The organism is Mesorhizobium sp. M3A.F.Ca.ET.175.01.1.1, assembly GCF_004791945.1.
Lineage (GTDB): Bacteria > Pseudomonadota > Alphaproteobacteria > Rhizobiales > Rhizobiaceae > Mesorhizobium.
On sequence record NZ_SRTP01000009.1, the window covers coordinates 212,309 to 230,367 of the forward strand.

Genomic DNA, 18,059 nt, shown 5'->3' on the forward strand with positions numbered 1-18,059 from the left:
CCGCCGAACGCTGATCCGCCCCACCTCTCCGCCGGCCGACCTGCGTGCTCAGAGGGCGTTGCCGGTCGCGGGATCGAAGAGGCGAAGCGCGTCTTCGTCGAAAATGAAGGTGCATCGCTGGCCCTTGGCGACGCGGACCTGCGGCGGCAAGGTTGCCGTCAGCCTTTGTGCGCCGATCCGGGCGGTGGTGACCTGCTCGGGTCCGGTCAACTCGACGACGTCGACCTCGACCGGCAAGGACAGTTCAGCGCCGCTGCCCGGTCCAAGCCTGAGCGCCTCGGGCCTGATCCCGACGACGACCGGAGCGTCGTCTCCGGACAGCTTCGCGTAGCGGGGCGGCAGCGCCAGCCGCGTATTCGCGCCGACGATGGCAAGTTTGCCATCCTGGATCTCCGCTTGCAGCATGTTCATCGACGGAGCGCCGACGAAGCCCGCGACATAAAGCGTGGCCGGATGGTTGTAGATCTCCTCCGGCGTGCCGAGCTGCTCAATGCGGCCGTCGCGCATGACCGCGATTCGGCTCGCCAGCGTCATCGCCTCGATCTGGTCGTGGGTGACATAGACGACCGTGGTCTGCAGCATCTGGTGCAAGCGCTTGAGCTCGGTGCGCATCTCCAGCCGCAGCTTGGCGTCGAGATTGGAGAGCGGCTCATCGAACAGGAACACTTGCGGCTTGCGCACCAGCGCCCTGCCGATGGCGACGCGTTGGCGCTGACCGCCGGATAGCTGGCCAGGCTTGCGGTCGAGCAGGGGCTCGATCTGCAAGAGCCTGGCCGCCTCGCGCACCGCCTTGTCGCGCTCGGCCACCGGGACCTTGCGCATCTCCAGGCCGAAGCCGATGTTCCGGTGCACGGTCAGGTTCGGATAGAGCGCATAGGACTGGAAGACCATGGCGATGTCGCGGTTCTTCGGGTGAACGCCCAGCACCGAGCGGCCGCCGATCAAGACGTCACCGCTCGTTGCCTCGGCAAGACCGGCAATGATGTTGAGCAAGGTCGACTTGCCGCAGCCGGAGGAGCCGAGCAGCACCAGGAACTCGCCGCTTTCCAACGCAATGTCGATGCCCTTCAGCGTCTCGACGGCGCCGTAGTTCTTGCGGATGTCTCGGATCTCAAGCGCGCTCATTGACGGCTTCCTCGAAAAGCATCGGCCCGCCATAGTCGCGGGGCAAGGTTGAGATGGCGCGGGACGCTACGCGGGTGGCCGCGGAAAGGCAGGACGCGAGCGGCCGCTCCTGCGCCAGGGCGGCCAGAAAGGCGGCGTTGAAGACATCGCCGGCACCGATCGTGTCGACGACGGTGACGCGAGGCGCAGACATTTCGACGATTTGCCCATCCGGGCCGATGGCAAGCGCACCTTCCGGTCCGCGCTTGACGACGACGGTCGCGCGCTCCTTCATGCCGTGACGGATCTCGCGAGCCGCCTGCGCGGGATTCCGCAGGCTCGCTAGCGTCGTCGTCTCGACCTCGTTGAAGAGAGCCAGATCGGATCGCGACAGCCACGCGCGGGCCGCAGCGCAGTTGGCAGCGGTCCAACCCTCCATCGGCCAGCCGGTGTCGAGGGCGACGGCAATCTGATGCTGATCGGCCCAGTCGAAAAGCGCGGCGTACTGCTGCGTCAGGTCGTCAGTCAGGAAGGAGCCGGTGAGCAGCGCATAGCCGCCCGAGAGCCGGTTGCCGTCCAGAACGGCAAGCACGTCGCCGAGGCTGAAGCGCGGCAGGTGACCGCGCGTGGTGAAGAAGGTGCGCTCGCCGTCCGGATGGGTCATGCCCACCGACAGCGTCGTCCCTTCGGGATGAACCGGCCATGTCTCCGCACGAGACCCAAAAGCCTCGCGCAGCCAGCGGCCGAACTGGTCGTCGCCGAGATTGGCGGCGATGTCGAAGTCGATGCCCAGGGCCTGCCAGGCGAGCGCCGTGTTGCCGGCCTGTCCGCCGACGCGCAAATCGTCATGTTCGACGACGGTCTCGGTTCCCGCCTTCGGCCATGGCGCGACCGGGCCGACGATCAGGTCGACATTGACGTTGCCGATCACTGCAAGCGGCCGCATCATTCGCTCCGAGTGATCTTGGTGGAGCGAACCGGCGTTCCGGCATTCTCGACATGGGCATCGGCGAAGGCGATCATCAGGCGCTGCGCCGCAGGCAGCATGGCGAAGATCGCGGCCAGCCCGGAAGCCGGTTTGAAGGTAAGCGTGACCGCGCCCGCGACCGGCGGCTTGCCTGAGGCATCGAAGATGACCAGCGGCGCGCCGGCCTCGACGACGGAAGCCGCCATTGCGGTGACGAGGTCGGATGTCGGATCGTCGCCGCGAAACAGGATGACGCCGATGTTGGGGCCGAGCATCTCCATCGGTCCATGGCGAAGCTGACCGCCCTCGAGGGAATAGCAGGGCAGGCGCGAAAGCTCCGTGAGGCCAAGCGCCAGCGCTTCGGCCAGGCCCTGCAGGCTGCGGCCGGAGGTGACGATGGCCGCCACATCGCTCAGCGCAGCCAAGGCGGCGTCGGTTTCGATCGCTTGCGGGTTTTGCAGTGCTGCAAGCGCAGCGGCAGGGTCATGGCCGAGCGCGGCCAGGATGGCGAGGTGCAGTGCGAAGCTGACGGTCAGGCTGCGGGTCGCGGCAAACGCTAGCTCGGTGCCGCCGGCGCCGACGAGGCAAGGGACCGTGCGGGCCAGGAAGGAACTGGCTTCCAGCGTCAGCCCGAACGTATCTGCGGGCAAGCCGGCTTCGGCAAACCAGCGCACGACTTCGGCGCTCTCGCCGGATTGCGAGGTGACGAGGACCATCCTGCCGGTCAGCGGCAATGGCTGGCCGAGCTGCTCTGAGAGCGGGATCGCCACGGCGTCGATGCCATGGGCGCGATAGATCGGCTCGACAGCGCGGCCGACGGCATGCGAGCCGCCCATGCCGAGCAGCAGCAGCCGGCCATTTGTCGTTAGCGAAGCCGCGACCTTGCCGGCGATATCTCTGTTGTTCTCGAACGAGGCGATCGCATCCCCATGCTGGCGCGCCATTTCGCGGTCGATCGCGACGAGCCCGGAGGGGCGGGGTCTTTCAGCAGTCATCACTATCCTTTCACGCCGCCGCTGGTCAGTCCCGAGATCAGCGCGCGTTGCATGACGAGGCCGATCAGCACCGGCGGCAGGGCGGCGATGACGCCGGCCGTGGCGATCAGCCCGTAGTCTGAAACCCGGCCGCCGGCGAGGTCGGCAATGGCGACGGTCAGCGTCTTGGCCCGCTGGTCCGAGGTGAAGAGCAAGGCATAGAAGAACTCGTCCCAGGCGAGCAGCACGGCAAACAGCGCCGATGTCGCCACCACAGGCGCGGCCAGCGGCAACGTAAGCATACGCCAGGTCTGGAACAGACCGGCACCGTCGATCATGGCGGCGGCCTCGATCTCGCGGGGAATGGCGTCGAAGCCCGACTTCATCAGCCAGGTGGTGAAGGGCGCCAGGATGGTCAGATAGATCAGCGCCAGGCCAAAGACGTTGTTGAGCAGGCCGAGATAGGACAGGCCCATATAGAGCGGCACGGAAAGCGCCACCGGCGGCAGCATGTAGGTGGCGATCACCATCGACAGCGACCAGCCGACGGATGGCGTGCGCGAGACAGCCCAGCCGGCCGGCACCGCAAGCAGGATGGCAGCGAGCGTCGCCATGCCGGCGACCTCCAGGCTGTTGCGCAGCGATGCGGTGAAAGCGGCTCCGGCGCTGTTTTCGGCGGTCGAAAGCAATTGCGCATAGCGCGAGAAGTCGGCGCTCTGCGGCCACCAGCGCAGCGGCTTGGCGGCAAGATCGGCCGCCGGCGAAATGCTCATGACGAAGAGCCAGACCAGCGGCGCCAGGATCACTGCGGCGAGCAGAACCGCGCTGACATAAATGAAGGCGGTGAAGCCCGGGCTCCTGCGTTCCATCAGGCGGCACTCCCCGCGGTCTTGCGGACCAGAGCCGCGTAAGCGACTGCGAGCACGGTGACGAGCAGGGTGACGATCAGCGCCAGCGAGGCGCCGGAACCGGCGCGCTGGAAGGAAAAGGCTTCCTGATAGACGAGGATCGACAGCGTGCGGGTGCTGTTGGCGGGCCCGCCGCGGGTCATCACCCAGATGATGTCGAAGACCTTGAAGGCCTCGATGGTGCGCAGCACCAGCGCGACCATCAGCGGCCCGGCAAGATAGGGCAGGACGACGAAGCGGAAACGGGCGAACGGACCGGCGCCATCGACCAAAGCGGCGGCGGTGATGTCGCGCGGCACCGCCTGGAGCGCGGCCAGCGCAATCAGCGCCACCAGCGGAAAGTTCTTCCAGCAGTCGGCGACGATCAGCGCAGCCAGTGCCGTTCCGGGCTCGCCCAGCCAGGAGCGGTAGGTGTCGATGACGTGCAGCTGCGTCAGCGCCGCGTTCAGCGCGCCATACTCTGGATTGTAGATCAGCCGCCAGAGCGTGGCGTTGACGACAGTCGGCAGCGCCCAGGGCAGGATCATCAGCCCGCGCAGCGCCGTGCGGCCGCGAAATTCCTGGTTGAGCAACAGTGCCGCCAGCACGCCGAGCACCATCTCGGCGGCGACCGAGATGACCGCGAACCAGGTGGTGGTGACCAGCGTGCGCGAGAAATTCGAGCTGGTCAGCATCTTCGCATAATTGTCGATGCCGACGAAATTGCCCGCCGTGCCGACCAGCTTGGCGTCGGTGAAGGAAAGGCCGACCGTGTCGACGAGCGGCCAGCCGATGACGGCGACCATGACCGCGAGAAGCGGCAGCATCAGCAGCCACGCACGTGTCGTCATCCAGGTGCCCGACATTGAGGCGCCTCTTCCCGTTCTTGGAGATGCAGGCCCGAACAACACGGGCGGCCATAAAGCCGCCCGCGATTCGAGGATCGATGGCTCAGAGACCGCTGTTTTCGGCAGCCGTCTTCAGGGCATCTTCCGGAGAGGCCGTGCCGAGCAGCGATTCCTGGATGGCCTGCTGCAGCGCTGTCGACATCTCCTGGTATTTCGGCGTTGTCGGCCGCGGATACATGGCGGCGAGACCGACCTTTGCCGTGGCGATCAGCTCTTCCTGACCCTTGGCAACGGCGGGGTCGTCATAGGAGGACGCCCAGATCGGCAGCGAGAGCTTGGCGTACTGGTTCTGCGTCGACTGCGAGGTCATGAACTCGATGTATTTCCAGGCCTCATCCGCGTGCTTGCTGACGGCCGTGATGCCGAGGCCCATCGAGCCGTTGACGGCCGAGACCTCGCTCTTGCCGGCGATGCCCGGCGCCGGCACGACGCCGACCTTGCCGGCGACCTTGGAGTCCTTCGGGTCGTTGGCCATGTTGTACATGTATGTCCAGTTGAGCGCGAAGGCGGCGTCGCCATTCTGGAAAACCTTGCGCACGTCCTCCTCGAGGAATTCCTTGGAGTTCGGATTGGTCAGGCCGGACTTGTAGCTCGCGACCATATATTTCAGCGCCTCGAGGCCGCCACCGTTCTGGAAGTCGGGCTTGCCGTCCTTGATGAAGTCGCCCTTGTAGGCGCTGAGCAGTGTGGCGTAATCGCAGATCGCGGCCTCGGCCTGCGACCAGCTCCAGGCGATCGGAGTGGCAAGCAGGCCCTTGTCCTTGATGATCTTGGCCTGCTCGCTGAGCTCGTCCCAGGTCTTCGGCGGCGCCTTGATGCCGGCCTTTTCCAGGATCTCCTTGTTGTAGAACAGGTATTTGGTATCGAGGATCCAGGGCATGCCGTAATATTTGCCCTCGTACTGGACGGTGGTCCAGGCGCCGGGCAACACGCCCTTTTTCATGTCATCGGTGATCTTCGAGGAGACGTCGACCAGCACCTTGTTGGTCGCGTATTCGGCCGGCCAGATGACGTCGAACAGCACGACGTCATAGCCGCCGCCGGAGCCCTGGGCGAGCACGGTCTTGTCGTGCAGGCCTTCGTAAGGAACGAATTCCAGATTGACCTTGATGTCGGGATTGGCCTTGGTGAAGGCTTCCGTCATGGCGCGTACGTCGGCCTCGCTGTAGGCGGCCTGCGCCATGAACAGCGCGTTCAAAGTCGTTTCGGCGAAGGCGTGCGGCACCAGTAATCCGCCCGCAAAGACCGCGCCCAGAATTGTCCTACCGATCGATTTCAGCATTTGTCATCTCCCATTTTCGGCATTGGCGAGTTGGCGGCGAAAGGCAAGGCACCACCTTCTCGAACGACTATCGCGTGTGACCTCGGTCTGCCGTCGGGGCGCGGCAAGAGGCTTGCTGGCCTTGCCGTCTTTTTCTCAATCCGCCGGGCTTGCGCCATTAAGTCAATTCGCTTGACTTAATTAGTCGATCAATCCTTAAATGGAGTCAAGAGGGGAAACGACGGTGCACGACATCAGTCCCATCCGCGCCAAAAGCGGCACCAACCAAGAGGGCACCAGTGCCCACAATCGCCGCGTCATGATCGAGGCGCTGCGGCTCAACGGCCAGCTGTCGCGCGCCGACCTGGCGCGCGCGACGCAACTGACCAAGCAGGCGGTTTCCAACATCATCGAGGATCTCGAGCGCGACGGTCTGGTAGTGGCGCTGAATACGGTGCGCAAGGGCAGGGGGCAGCCCTTCACGCCTTACCGGCTGGTGCCCGAGGGCGCTTTCGCCGTCGGGCTGCAGATCGACCGCCACCTGGGACGGGTGGTGGTGGTCGATTTGATCGGCAAGGTGATGGCGCGCGCCGAGGCCAACCTGCCCTTCGACGAACCGTCGGCAGGCGTCGAGATCATCCTCGATCTCGTTGCCCGCGTCCGGCATGAGCTGGCAGGCATCTCCGCGCAATCGGAGCGACGGCTGGTCGGGCTCGGCGTCGCCATGCCGGGACCGTTCGGGTTGAACAATTCCGACGACAAATGGATGATGCCAGCCTGGCAGCAATTCCCGTTGCTCGAGGCGCTCGCCGCGGGCACCGGGCTGGATGTCGGCCTGCAGAACGACGCCGCCGCCTGCGCCACGGCGGAACGCATCGTCGGCGCGGCGCATGGCATCGACCACGCGGTCTGCCTCTATGTCGGCTACGGCATCGGCGCCGGGCTCATACTCAACGGCGAACTCTACACCGGCGGCAACGGCAATGCCGGCGAGATCGGCCTGGCGCTGCTGTCGCCGGCGGGCCCAGGCTCGACGCCGCTCGAACACCGAGCCTCGCTGGCTTCTCTCTACCAGCACCTGGGACTCAATCCCGCCGACGCGCAGCTTTACGAACGCCTGGATACGCTGGCGTTGGCCGACGATCCGAAGGTGGCGGCCTGGGTTGAGGCTGCCGCGCACGATCTGCGCTGGAGCGTGCATCTGATCGAAACGATGCTCGATCCACAGACGGTCATCCTCACGAGCGGCGCCCCTGCTTCGCTCGCCCGCCGCCTGCTGCAGGCCATGCATCCGCTGCTGCCGTCCATCGCCGATCGTCCCGGACGGCGATTGCCGCGCCTGCAACTCGGCATCACCGACCCCTGGGCGATCGCGGTCGGTGCCGCGGCCGAGCCGATCGGCCGCGCCTTCGATCCGCGCTTCTCGGCGATCCTCAAGGCTGGATAGGCAGCGAGGTCAGCCTGAACCGGCATTGGGGCCAGCTTGTCCGCAGCCCGAAAAACATGCCTCGAAAGCCGTGTCGACGACAGCGAGCTTGGCGGCCTGGGCGGCCATGTATTCCTCGTAGAACTTCCGCGAAATCCACATGACGGAATGTCCGCGCTGGCCAACCCAGCCGATGCTGCCAAGCGCTTCGGCGTCGCGGAGCTTGCGCGCCAGATGGGTGCGCGAGAGCTTCAGCCAATGCGCAAATTCGCTGATCGAGATCACGCCGGTCGGGATCCTGTCCAAATTGACGTCTTCCGGATCGATACCGGACATCAGCCAGTCCATGACGATGCCGCCATTGTTCAGCCAGATAAACAGCGAGAAAGTCTGCTCAGGTTCCCGCACCGGCTCGCACTGAAGCAGTCCGTCGCAGATCAGCGGCTGCAGTCTCGCCACCAGTTTGGGCCGCTCGAGGAAGCTTGCCAGCCGGTTTCCATCATCGATGCGGTCCAGGGTTCTGAGGTGGGCATGGATCCAGGCGGCGAATGTCTCTATCGTGGCAGCGGTCGGCCGCATGGGACGGGCGCGCCCATCGCTGCCCGTCGAAACATATTCGGCGATGTTGTAGTGCAGCATCTCCTTGAGAAATGCCTCGGCAGTGTTGCGGCTGGCGACGGAGTTGCGTCTTACGACATCGATGAAGCGGGCGGCTGTGAGTTCAGTACGGCGGTCCTGGGGATCGTACCTGAAATGCATGGCGAGCCCGACATGGCCGAGCAGCCAGCGCTGCTGAGTGGCAAAGACGCCCGCGAGCCTTGGGCTGGTCTCATAGACGCCGATGAGTGCGCGCGATTGCTCCTGAACACTGCGAAGCGCTGCCGGATGACCAGCGATTTCTTCGGCTGTCAGCGCCATTCCCTGCGGTGTCCCTTCCGTCGCCCACCCCGACCGAATCCAGATTTATAGCCTTCGCCGGTTGTGTCCAGCTGCCCGTTGGAACAATCGCCGACGACAGCGGCCGTTTTTTCTAACCGTCTGTCTTGGCTCGGAAAAACGCCCTTTCTGCCGTAGTCTGGCCTACAGCCCTGCGTTGAATCTTGCAAGCGTGATCTTCGACGCTCCGACGGGCGTACGTGAAAGTGCAGCCTTTGCAAAGCCGCGGGCCGCGACCTATCGTGGCGAGAGTTCTTTCGACTGGTTCGCTGCCCGAGTGAAACAATGCTGAGAGAGATCAGGACGCTGACCGCCAGCGAGGTGGAAACGCTCGTCGATTGGGCGGCCGGGGAGGGTTGGAACCCAGGCATCGACGACGCCGGCCTGTTCCGGGCAGCCGATCCCGAAGGGTTCATCGGCGCCTTCGTCGCCGGCGAGATGGTGGCCGGCATTTCGGCCGTTGCCTATGGCGCCGGCTTTGGGTTCATCGGCCTTTACATCTGCCGACCGGGCAACCGCGGCCAAGGCCATGGCAAGGCAGTCTGGGATGCCGGCATGACAAGGCTCGGTGGCCGGATCATCGGCCTCGATGGCGTGGCCGAGCAGCGGGCCAAGTACCAGCGCATGGGCTTCGTGCCAGCCTATGAGACGGTTCGCTACAGCGGACGACCCGACGGCCTGATTCGCGGCGCCGACATCCGGCCAGCGACGCCGGAGAGCTACGCGGCTATCCAGGCCTACGACCGTCAGTGCTTTCCAGCACCGCGGCGGGTGTTTCTCGAAGGATGGCTGCGAGCGCCGCGGATGGCGCTGATCGCGAGCGATCGTACCGGCATTGCAGGCTATGGCGTCGCGCGGCGATGCCGCGACGGCTTCAAGATCGGGCCGCTGTTCGCCGACGGCACGGAGGTTGCGCTGGGGCTGCTGGCTGAGCTCGCCGAGAGCGTGGAAGGCGAGACGCTGCATGTCGACGTGCCAGCCAGCAATGGCGGGCTCATCGCCGCGCTCGAGTCCGCCGGCATGCGTCCAGGCTTCACCACGACCCGGATGTACAAAGGCGGCACGCCCGACAATGTCGCCGCCAAGGTCTTCGGGATCACGACGCTGGAACTGGGCTGACGCCGGATGTGCCGTCGGAGGTGCCGATCGGCGGCATGCGCCAGAGCCGGTTTGCGGCCGAGGAATTTGTGTTCTGAAAACGGTGGTCATCCAGGACTCGCGCGGCTATCCACGCTATCTTTCCGGCAAGTAGTCCGGGTCGCCAAGGAGCAACAATGCGTACGAAAGCCAGCATTCGTGTCGTCGGCTGCCATGCCGAAGGTGAGGTCGGCGATGTCATCGTTGGCGGCGTCCTGCCGCCGGCGGGCCGCACGATGATGGAAAAGATGATCACCATGGAACGCGATCACGACCATGTGCGGCGCATGCTTATCTGCGAGCCGCGCGGCAGCGTCGCACGGCATGTCAATCTGCTGGTGCCCTCGACGCGCGAGGATTGCGCAGCGGGTGCCATCATCATGGAGCCGACGGAATACGTGCCGATGTCCGGCTCCAACACGATCTGCGTCGCCACCGTGCTGCTCGAGACCGGCATGGTGCCGATGCACGAGCCCGAGACGCGCTTCAAGCTCGACATGCCGGGCGGCGTCATCGAGGTGCGCGCCGAATGCCGCGACGGCAAATGCCTGTCGATCACCTTCCGCAACGCGCCCGCCTTTGCCGAGCGCCTCGACGCCAGCATCGAGGTCGAGGGGCTCGGAACGCTGAAGGTCGACATTGCCTATGGCGGCATGTTCTACGCCATCGTCGATGCCAAGGCGCTCGGCTTCTCAGTCACCCCCGACGAGGCTCGCGAATTGGCGGTGGCCGGCGAGAAGATCCGCCGCGCGGCGCGCGAACAGCTCGATGTCGTGCATCCGGAATTCGACAATGTGCGCGGCGTGTCGATCGTGCAGTTCGCGATGCCTTTCCAGGGCCCCGGCAACGTCACCCGCAACACCTGCATCGTGTCGCCGGGACGCTCCGACCGCAGCCCGACCGGAACCGGGACATCGGCCCGCATGGCGGTGCTGCGGGCCCGCGGATTGATGGGGGTGGGCGACGTGCTGATCCATGAATCGATCATCGGCTCGCGCTTCACCGGCAGGATCGTGGAGCTTGCGGACATTGCGGGGCGCAAGGCGGTCGTTCCGGAGATCACCGGCCGCGCCTGGATCACCGGCGAGCACAATTACTATCTTGATCCGACGGACCCGTACCCGCAGGGCTACGTGCTGTCGGACACGTGGGGCACCTCGACCTCGGTGAAGCAGTAGTGCGAAACGCCAAGCCTGCGTGCCGCCCCGCAGGTCTGGCCGAAGGAGACGCCGAAGGGTTGTCACCCATGTCTTAGGGACAAGCTGTTACCTATGTCTCCGGGTCGGACAAGGGGAGAGATGGTAGCGGAGGAGGGACTTGAACCCCCGACCCCAGGATTATGATTCCCGTGCTCTAACCAACTGAGCTACTCCGCCAGGAGTGGCGAGGAGCTCGAGGGAACCGCCCGCTTCAGCGGGCAATTTCGAGGCTATCGCCAAGGTCGCGCGGATATAAGGTTGGCGGGGCAAAGCTGTCAAGCGCGGATGCGGCAGGCATGCCAGCATAATCTCCTCCCGGAAATGCGTTGCCTGGCAGATGGATGAGCGCATGCGCCGGGGTTGAGTTCGACGGGGCACGTCGCTATGTCATCGGCGATGAAACTCTAGAGCTTGAGCGAATGAAGCCGCGCATCGCAGTCCTCGGTTGCGGATACTGGGGCAGCAACCATATCCGCACCCTCAAGGCGCTCGGCGCGCTCCATGCCGTGTCCGATGAGAACCGCGCTCGAGCCGAAGGCTTCGCCAGCGAGCAGGACTGCCTGGCAATCGAACCGGACAAGCTGTTCAGCCGCACAGATGTCGACGCCGTCGTCATGGCGCTGCCGCCGCAATTCCACGCCGATACGGCGGTGCGCGCGATCGAGAACGGCAAGGACGTGCTGGTGGAAAAGCCGATCGCATTGACCGTTGCCGACGCCGAACGCTCGGTGCAGGCGGCAAGGGACAATGGCCGCGTCTTCATGGTCGGCCATGTGCTGCGCTTTCATCCGGCCTTCGAGACGCTCAAGGGGCTGATCGACAGTGGCGAGCTCGGCGAGGTGCGCTACATCCATTCGCACCGGCTGGGCCTCGGCAAGTTCCATACCGAAAACGATGCGCTTTGGGACCTCGCGCCGCACGACCTCTCGATGATCCTCGCCATCACCGGCACCGAGCCGATCGAGGTGAGGGGCGAGGGCGCGGCGCTGCTCGACAATCTGAGCGACTTCGCGCATCTGCACATGCGCTTTCCGAACGGCTTGCGCAGCCATCTCTTTGCTTCGCGGCTCAATCCCTACCGCGAGCGGCGGCTGACCGTCGTCGGCACCAAGGCCATGGCCGTGTTCGACGACGTGGAACCCTGGGAACGCAAGCTTGCCGTCTATCGGCACGCCGTATGGCAGGACAGCGGCCAGTGGGCCTTCACCGCCAACGAACCGTCATACGTGCCTGTCGGCGAAGGCATGCCGCTGACGCGGGAACTCGCCCATTTCATCCAGTGCATCGAAACGCGCGCCGAACCGCGCACCGACGGCGAGGAAGCGATCAGGGTGCTGCGCATCCTGACCGCGGGCACGGTGACGCATAGCGGTCCGTCCGCCTGAGCCGTCCATAAAGGCAATCCTGAGTTGGGGCGGCTGGTCGAGGGCGTAGGCTACTCGGCCGGGACTTGCGCGGGCCGCTGCGTCAGCTTGGAAAGCATGGCCTCGGCCTCGGCGCCGCGCTCGGAGCGTTCGATGAAGCCGCCGCCGAAGACACGCGCCTCGTTGCCGTCATCCGAATAGAGCACGCAGGCCTGGCCGGGCGCGATGCCGGACTCGCCATCGACCAGTTCCACCGAGGTCACGCCGTCGCGATGATGCAGCACGGCAGGGCGTGGCGGCTTGGTCGAACGAACCTTGGCGAAAAGCTCGAGCCCGCCCGCGGGAATGTCCGACAACGGATTATCGCCCAGCCAGTTCATGGCACGCAAATAGATCTTGTGCGTCTCCAGCGCCTCGCGCGGGCCGACCACGACGCGCGCCCGGTCCGCGTCGAGGTGAACGACATAGAGCGGCTCGCCCGAGGCGATGCCGATGCCGCGGCGCTGGCCGATCGTGTAGCGCAAGATGCCCTCGTGGCGGCCGAGCACGCGGCCGTCTATATGCACGATATCGCCCGGATTGGCGGCTGCCGGCTTCAGCTTGGCGATGATGTCGGAATATTTGCCCTGCGGCACGAAGCAGATGTCCTGGCTGTCCTGCTTGGCGGCAACGGTCAACCCCATCTCTTCGGCAATCGCCCGCACCTGCGGCTTCGACAGACCGCCCAGCGGGAAGCGCAGATAGTCGATCTGAGCCTGCGTGGTGGCGAACAGGAAGTAGCTCTGGTCACGGTCGGCATCGACCGGCCGGTAGAGCGCGCGATGCGCGCCATTGGCGCGCGAGCGGATGTAGTGGCCGGTGGCCAACGCATCGGCGCCGAGATCCTGCGCGGTGGCAAGAAGATCGGCGAATTTGACCGTCTGGTTGCAAGACACGCAAGGGATCGGCGTTTCGCCGGCGACATAGCTCTCGGCGAAAGGATCGATGACCGCCTTGCGGAAGCGCTCCTCGTAATCAAGCACGTAATGGGGAATGCCCAGCGTCTCCGAAACGCGGCGGGCGTCGTCGATGTCCTGGCCAGCGCAGCAGGACCCTGCGCGATGGGTGGCCGCACCATGATCGTAGAGCTGCAGGGTGACGCCGACCACGTCATAACCCTCGCGCTTCAGGATGCCGGCGACGACGGACGAATCGACGCCACCCGACATGGCGACGACGACGCGGGTGTCTTCGGGACGTCCAGGGAGATCGAGGCTGTTCATGGTGCTATCATCGTGCATGGCGCTGAATGCCAATGGCGGGAATATAGGTCAAGCCTTTCGGGTGCGCCAGCTTCGCTCCGCCGGAGGCGATTTCTGCCAGCAATTTCAAGGGCGGCCGGCGATTTATTCAAATTGCGAACAAAACCCTAACGCGACATTCACGATCCTTACCTAGTCATTAGGGTTCGCTTAGGCAAATTTTAAAGCTGTGGCGGTACTGTGGCGGGGATTGGGTCTTTGAGTTTTTTGTAGAGAGTACGATGACCGATCTGGTTAGACCTAGAGTCAAATATGTTATCGGGCCCGACGGCAGCCCTCTTACGATAGCCGATCTGCCGCCGACGAATACACGGCGCTGGGTTATCCGGCGCAAGGCGGAAGTGGTGGCGGCGGTGCGCGGTGGACTGCTTAGCCTGGAGGAAGCCTGCCAGCGCTACAAGCTTACCACCGAAGAGTTTCTCTCCTGGCAGGCATCGATCGACGAATACGGTCTTGCCGGGTTGCGGACAACGCGAATCCAGCAATACCGGCACTAGGCTTTTAGATCGCCGGAAACAGGAAAGGGCGCGAAATTCGCGCCCTTTTCGCTGTTGGCGCTCCAGCTTAGCCTTGCAAGGCCTGCGGCGGATGGGTCGCAAAAAGGCCTGCGGCAGTTCCGCCGCGATCTCGTGGGTTGCCCAGCACAGGCACTGCTCGAAACACAGCACCAAGGATGCCCGTGCGGACCGGCGAACCGAGACGATGGCGGTAATGTCGTGACGCTGGCCCGCCGGTGGCGGGGCAGTTAAACTGGCTCGCGGCTTAGCGGCATGCCGGGAATTCTCGCCGACAGAAATGGTGGCGTTCGGCGATCAGCCGATCATGGCGCTGCGGCCGCCCAGTTCCGCCTCGCGGATCTTGCTGTCGCGGGATTCCAGCATCTCCGCCTTGGAAAGCTCCGCTTCAGCTTCGCCGAGTAATGATTCGGCAGTGCTTCGCTGCAGGGCGAGGTCGCTTTGTGAATTCCTGAGGTTGTCGCGGCGCAGGCGCGCCGCCTTGGCGAAGGTCGGATAGGCGAAATGATTGATATCGGTGATGCCGGCTTTCTTCTCTTCGGCGGCGATCTGAAGCTCCAACTCGACGGCCATGCGCTCGAACTCGGCGATCATCATGTCGAGCTGCAGCAACTGGCGCCGCTTCTCATTCACCTGAAACTGCTTCAGCCGAACGAGGTTTTCACGTGACTTCATGATTCGATACTCCGCAAACGCACACCTGCATATCGTCCAATCCGCCCCGAAAGGCCCAAGCGTCGCCCGTGTCCCCCGGCTTTCCCAGCGCTATGGAAAACAAAGCCCTAAAGATTTTTGCCGGCGGTAACCATTCGTTTACGGGCATTGTTAATCATACGGCCGAGGACTTAAGGCCGGGTAAAAATTCCGGCGCTGGTGGGAAACGCGGCCTGCGAGTCTCTGGAGTCACTTAGCGTGGCTTATTAATGTGGTGCATTAGCGATTTGGGTCTGTGATTCGTTATTAGATTCAAGCGGGTGTAGAAAGGGGTTAAAAATTCTGCTATCGTGGTCGACACGAAATTAGGATTTGTTAACCAGTCGGTGGCACCTTCTGTTCAGGCAAACGCTGCTCCGGTCCCGGGCGGTCATGACACGGCCCGGAAGCAGAAAAGGGGAATGAAATGCGTGTTCTGCTGATTGAAGATGACAGTGCAACCGCACAAAGCATCGAGCTGATGCTGAAATCGGAAAGCTTCAACGTCTATACGACCGATCTCGGCGAAGAAGGCGTCGATCTCGGCAAGCTTTACGACTACGACATCATCCTTCTCGATCTCAATCTCCCCGATATGTCGGGCTACGAAGTGCTGCGCACGCTTCGGCTCTCCAAGGTCAAGACGCCCATCCTCATTCTCTCCGGCATGGCCGGCATCGAGGACAAGGTTCGCGGCCTCGGCTTCGGCGCCGACGACTATATGACCAAGCCGTTCCACAAGGACGAGCTGGTGGCGCGCATTCATGCCATCGTCCGCCGCTCGAAGGGCCACGCGCAGTCGGTCATCACCACCGGCGACCTGGTGGTCAACCTGGACGCCAAGACGGTGGAAGTCGGTGGCCAGCGCGTGCATCTGACTGGCAAGGAATACCAGATGCTGGAGCTGCTCTCGCTTCGCAAGGGCACCACGCTCACTAAGGAAATGTTCCTCAACCACCTCTATGGCGGCATGGACGAGCCGGAACTGAAGATCATCGACGTCTTCATCTGCAAGCTGCGCAAGAAGCTCGACGCGGCGTCCGGCGGCCAGAACTACATCGAGACCGTCTGGGGTCGCGGCTATGTTCTGCGCGAGCCGGAAGACATCCGGGTCAGCGCCTGAGCAAGCCTTTCACGATTGTTTGGGAAAAAACCCGGCTCCGGCCGGGTTTTTTGTTGTCGGCATTCCGGACGGAAAACCGCCACGTCTTTCGGCTGGAAACGTCTTGGTCAGGCAGCGATCTTGAGCGAGCGGAAGCTATCGAGCAACTGCGCCCGGTTGAACGGCTTCAGCAGGTAGCCCTGGGCACCCGCCCGCTTGGCGCGCATGATCGAGGCGACATCGACCTCGACCAGGGAAACCAGAATCTGCGGCTTGACCGCTCCATCCATCGCACGGATGCGGCGAATGAGATCCACCGCCGGCATGTCCGGCAGGCCGCCATCGACAACGATGACGTCTGGCATGTCGGTCGCGCAAATTTCGGCGGCCTCAAGGCCGTTGGCCGCTTCAATGACCGCAATATCCGAGCCGCCAAGGATGCGTTTTGCGACCTTTCTGATGACGCTGGAATCGTCGACGAACAGGCAGCGCTTCATTTCCGGGTCCTCTATCCCAACCGGCGAACCGGCACGTCCGGGTAACCAGGAGGATCATAGATCAAACTGGTAAAGAAGCGGGAAAGCCGTTAGGTAAAGTTTTTGCAAAGACGCGGCCAGGCAGTTTTCTGCGGCCGAACCCAATACCGACGCAACATCGGCCGTTGCTGTCCTTGGCGCGGTCGGCCGCAGTATCGGCGCGGGTCAGTACTTTGCCTGTTCTTGACCGTACCTTCAGGCCGCCGACAGCACGATCTCGTCCGCCGTCGCGTGTATCGAGATCGTCATATTGGCCTCTCGGGCCAGGAGGAGGGTGTAGTAAGGCTGGACCGAGTGGGCGTCGATCGGCTCCTCCGGCTTATGACCGGAATGGAGTTCGAGGAATTTCGGCGGCACGCGCAGCATCGGACCGCTGGCCGACAGTGAAAAGCGCGGCTCGGTCTCGAGATTCTCCAGCGTGACCACTAGCTTGCCCCCACGCGGAATGGCGGCGTTGGCGACCAGGATGAGATTGAGCAGCAGCTTGACCTTGTTCTTGGGCAACAGCGCGCGGGGGCCGTTCCACACAAGCTCCGGCTTCTCGTTTTTGAGAAAGGCAATCGCCACGGCTTCCGCGTCGCCGGTGTCGATCATCATGCCGGCCGAACCCGCCGCGCCGAAGGCGATGCGCGCGAACTGCAGCCGCGCCGAAGCGTTCCTCGCGCTCTGGCGAATCAGCTTCATGGCGTCTTCGTCGGCGCCGCCTTCGTCGAGCAGCTCGAGGCCATTGTTTATCGCGCCTACCGGCGAAATGATGTCGTGGCAGACTCGGCTGCACAGAAGAGCTGCCAGGTCGGGGGCGGTAAGGGTGAAGAGCTCGGCCATCTTAGAAATCCCTGCTAGTTCACAATTTCATGGCCGAGCGATCGATTTTCGCGCCCGCCTACGCGAATCACGCTCTTTTCCAAGACATTCTGAATACACAGCGCCCGCCCCTGCATCAACAAATCCAGAATTGCCGCTGGTGAAAATGGTGTCCGCGCCCGCAAGCGGCCGCGAAGGGAGCCTTCGAACCGCCATCTTCCTGTGGAAGCTTAATGGTTGAAAAAGGATTACGGCATAGTTTGCCAGTGATAGTCATCTCAAGCGGCCGGCAAGAGCCGTAGGGGGATGCGAGGCGTCGGCGAAAGTGCTCCCTGACGGAGATTTGGAAGCATGTTTTCCCGATTCTATGACCGGACCTGCGTCCGCGTCCTCACCATGACGATTGCCCTCCTGGGGGTCCTCGTTTTCTCAGCCTCCACGTTGCGGGCCCAGGAATACACCGCCCAGGAGATTGTCGATTCCGGCCACAAATTCTTCGGCGCGACGTCCGGCGGCCTGGCCACCGTGGTGGAGAAGATCTTCGCCTCCTACGGCCTGCCCAACGGCTACCTGCTCGGCGAGGAGGGATCGGGGGCGCTGATCGGCGGCCTGACCTATGGCGAAGGCACGCTCTATACCAAGAACGCCGGCGACCATAAGGTGTTCTGGCAGGGTCCGTCGCTCGGCTGGGATTTCGGCGGCGAGGGCTCGCGGGTGATGATCCTGGTCTATAATCTCGATGACGTGAGCAGCCTCTACAACCGTTTCGGCGGTGTTGCCGGCTCGGCCTATGTCGTGGCGGGCGTCGGCTTCAACGTGCTGCAGAGTAACCGGGTGCTGCTGGTGCCGATCCGCACCGGTGTCGGCGCCCGGCTTGGCGTCAACCTCGGCTATCTGAAGCTGACGCAGAGGCCGACCTGGAATCCGTTCTGATCGGTCCACGTC

At 63.7% G+C, this 18,059-nt stretch carries 18 protein-coding genes and 1 tRNA gene; 7 read left to right on the forward strand and 12 right to left on the reverse strand.

The annotated features are described in order from the left end of the window. Positions 1 to 48: 48 nt before the first annotated feature. From ugpC to EN818_RS20995, 6 genes are all read right to left on the reverse strand, one after another. Positions 49 to 1,125, reverse strand: coding sequence for a sn-glycerol-3-phosphate ABC transporter ATP-binding protein UgpC (gene ugpC / locus EN818_RS20970; protein WP_095806200.1), 1,077 nt, complete (start codon positions 1,123 to 1,125; stop codon positions 49 to 51). Next, on the reverse strand, positions 1,112 to 2,050 hold the full coding sequence (locus EN818_RS20975; protein ID WP_095806465.1) for a PfkB family carbohydrate kinase: 939 nt from the start codon (positions 2,048 to 2,050) through the stop codon (positions 1,112 to 1,114). Before EN818_RS20975 ends, ugpC begins: the two co-directional genes overlap by 14 nt. Next, positions 2,050 to 3,066 carry an SIS domain-containing protein gene (locus EN818_RS20980; RefSeq protein ID WP_095806199.1) on the reverse strand — a complete coding sequence of 339 codons (1,017 nt, stop codon included), beginning with the start codon at positions 3,064 to 3,066 and terminating at the stop codon, positions 2,050 to 2,052. The genes EN818_RS20975 and EN818_RS20980 overlap by 1 nt, the downstream gene beginning before the upstream one ends. A gap of 2 nt (positions 3,067 to 3,068) precedes the next feature. Continuing rightward, positions 3,069 to 3,914, reverse strand: a complete 846-nt coding sequence (locus EN818_RS20985) for a carbohydrate ABC transporter permease (RefSeq protein ID WP_095806198.1) — start codon at positions 3,912 to 3,914, stop codon at positions 3,069 to 3,071. After that, positions 3,914 to 4,798 (reverse strand): sugar ABC transporter permease, encoded by an 885-nt coding sequence (locus EN818_RS20990; RefSeq protein ID WP_095806197.1) that lies wholly within the window; start codon positions 4,796 to 4,798, stop codon positions 3,914 to 3,916. Before EN818_RS20990 ends, EN818_RS20985 begins: the two co-directional genes overlap by 1 nt. 85 nt (positions 4,799 to 4,883) lie before the next feature. Next, positions 4,884 to 6,122 carry an extracellular solute-binding protein gene (locus EN818_RS20995; RefSeq protein WP_095806196.1) on the reverse strand — a complete coding sequence of 413 codons (1,239 nt, stop codon included), beginning with the start codon at positions 6,120 to 6,122 and terminating at the stop codon, positions 4,884 to 4,886. Between the two features lie 223 nt (positions 6,123 to 6,345). Between EN818_RS20995 and EN818_RS21000 the strand changes: the two genes are divergently transcribed. After that, complete coding sequence (locus EN818_RS21000; protein WP_095806464.1) at positions 6,346 to 7,548, forward strand: ROK family transcriptional regulator; 1,203 nt, start codon at positions 6,346 to 6,348, stop codon at positions 7,546 to 7,548. A gap of 9 nt (positions 7,549 to 7,557) precedes the next feature. Here the strand turns inward: EN818_RS21000 and EN818_RS21005 are convergent, their stop codons facing one another. Then, entirely contained in the window at positions 7,558 to 8,445 is an 888-nt protein-coding gene (locus tag EN818_RS21005; RefSeq protein ID WP_095806195.1) for a hypothetical protein, read from the reverse strand. Between the two features lie 303 nt (positions 8,446 to 8,748). Here EN818_RS21005 and EN818_RS21010 point away from each other — a divergent pair, with 303 nt between their 5' ends. Beyond that, positions 8,749 to 9,582 carry a GNAT family N-acetyltransferase gene (locus EN818_RS21010; protein ID WP_129553826.1) on the forward strand — a complete coding sequence of 278 codons (834 nt, stop codon included), beginning with the start codon at positions 8,749 to 8,751 and terminating at the stop codon, positions 9,580 to 9,582. A gap of 155 nt (positions 9,583 to 9,737) precedes the next feature. Continuing rightward, complete coding sequence (locus EN818_RS21015) at positions 9,738 to 10,778, forward strand: proline racemase family protein (RefSeq protein ID WP_095806193.1); 1,041 nt, start codon at positions 9,738 to 9,740, stop codon at positions 10,776 to 10,778. A gap of 121 nt (positions 10,779 to 10,899) precedes the next feature. Here the strand turns inward: EN818_RS21015 and EN818_RS21020 are convergent. Then, positions 10,900 to 10,976, reverse strand: a tRNA-Met gene (locus EN818_RS21020). Positions 10,977 to 11,218: 242 nt separating this feature from the next. On the opposite strand from EN818_RS21020, the gene EN818_RS21025 reads away from it, so the two are divergent. Next, positions 11,219 to 12,184 carry a Gfo/Idh/MocA family oxidoreductase gene (locus EN818_RS21025; RefSeq protein WP_095809329.1) on the forward strand — a complete coding sequence of 322 codons (966 nt, stop codon included), beginning with the start codon at positions 11,219 to 11,221 and terminating at the stop codon, positions 12,182 to 12,184. A 50-nt stretch (positions 12,185 to 12,234) separates the two neighbouring features. Here the strand turns inward: EN818_RS21025 and mnmA are convergent, their stop codons facing one another. Further along, a complete protein-coding gene (gene mnmA, locus EN818_RS21030) occupies positions 12,235 to 13,425 on the reverse strand; it encodes a tRNA 2-thiouridine(34) synthase MnmA (protein ID WP_095809330.1) in 1,191 nt (396 codons plus the stop codon). A gap of 260 nt (positions 13,426 to 13,685) precedes the next feature. Between mnmA and EN818_RS21035 the strand changes: the two genes are divergently transcribed. After that, a complete protein-coding gene (locus tag EN818_RS21035; protein WP_006203587.1) occupies positions 13,686 to 13,961 on the forward strand; it encodes a DUF1153 domain-containing protein in 276 nt (91 codons plus the stop codon). A 315-nt stretch (positions 13,962 to 14,276) separates the two neighbouring features. On the opposite strand, the gene EN818_RS21040 is transcribed toward EN818_RS21035, so the two are convergent. Further along, the gene (locus tag EN818_RS21040; RefSeq protein WP_095809331.1) at positions 14,277 to 14,654 is read right to left on the reverse strand and encodes a flagellar export protein FliJ; all 378 of its coding nucleotides are present in this window, start codon (positions 14,652 to 14,654) and stop codon (positions 14,277 to 14,279) included. A 445-nt stretch (positions 14,655 to 15,099) separates the two neighbouring features. On the opposite strand from EN818_RS21040, the gene ctrA reads away from it, so the two are divergent. After that, positions 15,100 to 15,795: a cell cycle two-component system response regulator CtrA gene (ctrA, locus tag EN818_RS21045; protein ID WP_006203583.1), complete on the forward strand. Its 696-nt coding sequence runs from the start codon at positions 15,100 to 15,102 to the stop codon at positions 15,793 to 15,795. A gap of 107 nt (positions 15,796 to 15,902) precedes the next feature. Here the strand turns inward: ctrA and EN818_RS21050 are convergent, their stop codons facing one another. Together EN818_RS21050 and EN818_RS21055 are read right to left on the reverse strand one after the other, a co-directional pair. Next, entirely contained in the window at positions 15,903 to 16,271 is a 369-nt protein-coding gene (locus tag EN818_RS21050; protein ID WP_095809332.1) for a response regulator, read from the reverse strand. Positions 16,272 to 16,505: 234 nt separating this feature from the next. Next, positions 16,506 to 17,135 carry a histidine phosphotransferase family protein gene (locus EN818_RS21055; RefSeq protein WP_095809333.1) on the reverse strand — a complete coding sequence of 210 codons (630 nt, stop codon included), beginning with the start codon at positions 17,133 to 17,135 and terminating at the stop codon, positions 16,506 to 16,508. Between the two features lie 375 nt (positions 17,136 to 17,510). Between EN818_RS21055 and EN818_RS21060 the strand changes: the two genes are divergently transcribed. After that, the gene (locus EN818_RS21060; protein ID WP_245420711.1) at positions 17,511 to 18,047 is read left to right on the forward strand and encodes an EipA family protein; all 537 of its coding nucleotides are present in this window, start codon (positions 17,511 to 17,513) and stop codon (positions 18,045 to 18,047) included. The last annotated feature ends 12 nt before the right edge of the window (positions 18,048 to 18,059 follow it).